Here is a 3,152-nt window from a genome sequence, read left to right as displayed (position 1 = left end):
GCTTATGTTGAAATTGACGGCGTAAGATACTTCTCCGACTACTCCACAGTAGGCAACAGAATCTGGAAATAAGATTTCAAATCAAATTAAATGAAAGCGAAGGTCAAAATTTTGACCTTCGCTTTCTTGTATGATGGGCACGCAATCGGTTTTAAAGTCTATTTCATGTGATCTTACTTCGCGAACAAAATCACCATAATTTTGCATATAACGAATATATATTCTGATATGCAAATTATTATTACAATGAGATTGTTTAAGTGCTGTTTACTGCTTGCTATACTAATTTTCTTGCATTCTCAACTAAATGGAGTTGCTTTTCTTACTTCATTATTTAGTACTTATTTAGTACTGCTTGGCGTAATTATTAATAACTTGTACATATGTCCATCACATCATTAAACGGTATAGTGTCAAAATTCTGACTTTCAACTGTAAATTTTTAGTTTATAATAATATGAAAATAAGTTGCTGAAATATTATTTGAAGGAGGAATTTTATGCCGGCTTATAAAAACAACAATGGAACGTGGTATGTATCATTTTATTATAGGGATGCAAGCGGTAAAAACATAAAGAAAAAGAAGACAGGCTTTGCGACAAAGAAAGAGGCTTTAGCTTGGGAACGATATTTTATAGATACTAAATCTGGGAATTTAAACATTACGTTTAAAACTTTCGTAGAAATCTATAAGCAGGATATGAAACCGCGTCTCAGATACAACACATGGATCACTAAAGAGCACGTAATTGATCAGAAACTGATACCTTTTTTCGGCAGAAAAATTATGTCGGAAATTACGGCAGCAGATGTATTAAAATGGCAGAATCAAATGATAAACTATCGGAGTGAAAAGGGGTCTGGCTATTCTCAAACTTACTTGCGTACCATTCAAAACCAACTCAGCGCAATTTTTAACCATGCAGTAAGGCTCTATGGTTTGCATAGCAATCCAGTGCGTCAAACAGGCGGAATGGGGCGTGAAAAGGGACGGGAAATGAATGTTTGGACTCGTGAGGAATACCAGAGATTTTCAAATGCGATTGAAGATAATCAAGATTCTTACTTTGCTTTTGAGATTCTCTACTGGTGCGGCTTACGTATTGGAGAACTCCTCGCACTTACTGGCAAGGATTTCGACTTTGAAAACAATACTCTAAATATCAATAAGTCTTATCAGCGATTACAGCGCCAGAATATCATTACTGCGCCAAAAACAGAAAGAAGTAATAGGTTTATCACTCTGCCAGCGGATTTAGCAGAAAAACTTTATCGTTATCTGAAGAAAAAACGTAGGCTGGATTCTTCAAAACGAGTTTTTACTATGTCTAAAAGCTTTTTGCACTCGGAAATGAATCGGGGATCTATGAATGCAAGTGTTAAAAGAATTCGAATCCATGACTTGCGGCATTCTCATGTATCCTTACTGATATCTTTGGGTTTTACGCCAGTCGATATTGCAGGTAGACTCGGACATGAAAGTATCAGCATTACACTACATTACGCACATATGTTTCCTACACGGCAATTAGAGATGGCGCAGCGTCTGAATATGGAAATTACGAGAAGTGAAAATTGAACATAAATAGTATCAAAAGTACTAATCTAGTACTAAAAAAGAAGGTCGCAATTTACGACCTTCTTTTGAAATTTAGCGATTTTTGTAGAATCTCTCGAAAAAGACGCTTATCAAACAGCGAATTTATATTTATCCATGAATTTGTGTATATAGTCAAAATATGTAGAATGCTTACATGAACTTGTTTTACTTCGCTTTAATTTTCTGAACTGTTGTCCAGTCTCCCCAGACCTTAGTGCCGTCATCCAGAGTTTTATAAGCACGAACCTTAATGTAGTAAGTTTTGCCGCTCACTCTGTTTTTTAGAGTTGTATAAGTTCTCGTATATTCATTATTACGGCGTGTAGTGTATTTATTATAATTCCCAATACCAGTAATCTAAACTGTAGCAGTTCCTTTCTGCTCGTGGTTCTTGTAAGAAAGTCTATAATCTGCACCAAGCTTTAATTCTTTACTGCCATCACACACATTTGGTTCCGGTGCACCGTTAATTGCCTGATTTTCAATAGAAGATACTGTTGCTCTTTCGATGGACTTTGGAATAATTGTAAATGTGGCAGTTAATGTTCCGGCGTAGCCATTCTTGCCTGTGATGGTAACGGTTGTGGTTCCGGCGTTAGTATTATTGGAATAAGTAACGTCGTAATAACTTGTGCTCAGTGCAGGTGCATTTTCAGCCAACCTCACGATTACTGACGGAATCTGTGCAGTCCCATTATAGGTAACTTCTTTGATAGGGTCTACTACAAATGTTTTGATGTCTGTGCCACCCTTTACAAGGATGGTTCTTGATTCAGTATAGTTCTTTTGACCTGTTACAATAACTTCTTGGGCCCCTGCTTTATTTCGCTCTGGCTTGTATCTTTGAATGAAACAGTATAATCCACTCCTTTATTTAAAGGAACGGTTCCGTTCTTCAGTACAAAGTCCATATTGGTAATTTTAGTTCCAATTGGGAAAGCTTCAGGGTGGGTTAAAACGACCTTGCCTATATCCTTTGGCGTAATTGTAAAAGTAGCGGTCATATTACCAGAATAATTTCCTTTGCCTGTTACGGTAACAGTAGGAGGTGCAGAGGCAGTAGCGCAGCAGACTCTATATTATTACTATATGTAACAGTATAATCGGTGTTTTAATTTAATAGTGACCATTTAGAGTTACTGCAACCTTGGGTTCAACTGCTGACCCTGTATACTCGTATGAAGATTGAGCTAAGGTAATTGCTGTGCCATTGATTGGAGTAGTGGGAGTGTCTTCGGCAAACACCATACCAGGTATCATACAAAGTACCATAGCGAAAGATAGCATCACGGTTAGTATCTTTTTCTTAATCTCTTTCCTTTCTTTAGATAAAACACCCTCAAAATAAAGAGGTATTAGGGTTAAGACCATTATAATATTGACTGGCTCAAAAGATATAATTATTTAAGAACGTCAAGTGCTTTTAAGAAAAAGAAGGTCGAACCTCGACCTTCTTTTTCTTTTTTATTTAGTTTAAATCTTATTTCCAGATTCTGTTGCCTACTGTGGAGTAGTCGGAGAAGTATCTTACGCCGTCAATTTCAACATAAGC

3 protein-coding genes are annotated in these 3,152 nt (G+C 36.6%); 1 reads left to right on the top strand and 2 read right to left on the bottom strand.

The genetic code is table 11. The annotated features are described in order from the left end of the window. The first annotated feature begins 499 nt into the window (after positions 1-499). Positions 500-1,579, top strand: a complete 1,080-nt coding sequence (locus D1151_RS16180; protein WP_160203283.1) for a site-specific integrase — start codon at positions 500-502, stop codon at positions 1,577-1,579. 378 nt (positions 1,580-1,957) lie between these two features. On the opposite strand, the gene D1151_RS16175 is transcribed toward D1151_RS16180, so the two are convergent. Both D1151_RS16175 and D1151_RS16170 read right to left on the bottom strand, forming a co-directional pair. After that, positions 1,958-2,260 (bottom strand): hypothetical protein, encoded by a 303-nt coding sequence (locus D1151_RS16175; RefSeq protein ID WP_161909557.1) that lies wholly within the window; start codon positions 2,258-2,260, stop codon positions 1,958-1,960. A gap of 134 nt (positions 2,261-2,394) precedes the next feature. After that, positions 2,395-2,604 (bottom strand): hypothetical protein, encoded by a 210-nt coding sequence (locus D1151_RS16170; RefSeq protein WP_161909556.1) that lies wholly within the window; start codon positions 2,602-2,604, stop codon positions 2,395-2,397. Positions 2,605-3,152: the final 548 nt, after the last annotated feature.

Origin of the sequence: Emergencia sp. 1XD21-10, assembly GCF_009936045.1 — a bacterium.
Classification (GTDB): domain Bacteria; phylum Bacillota; class Clostridia; order Peptostreptococcales; family Anaerovoracaceae; genus Senimuribacter; species Senimuribacter intestinalis.
This window is presented reverse-complemented; position numbering and strand designations above follow the sequence as displayed.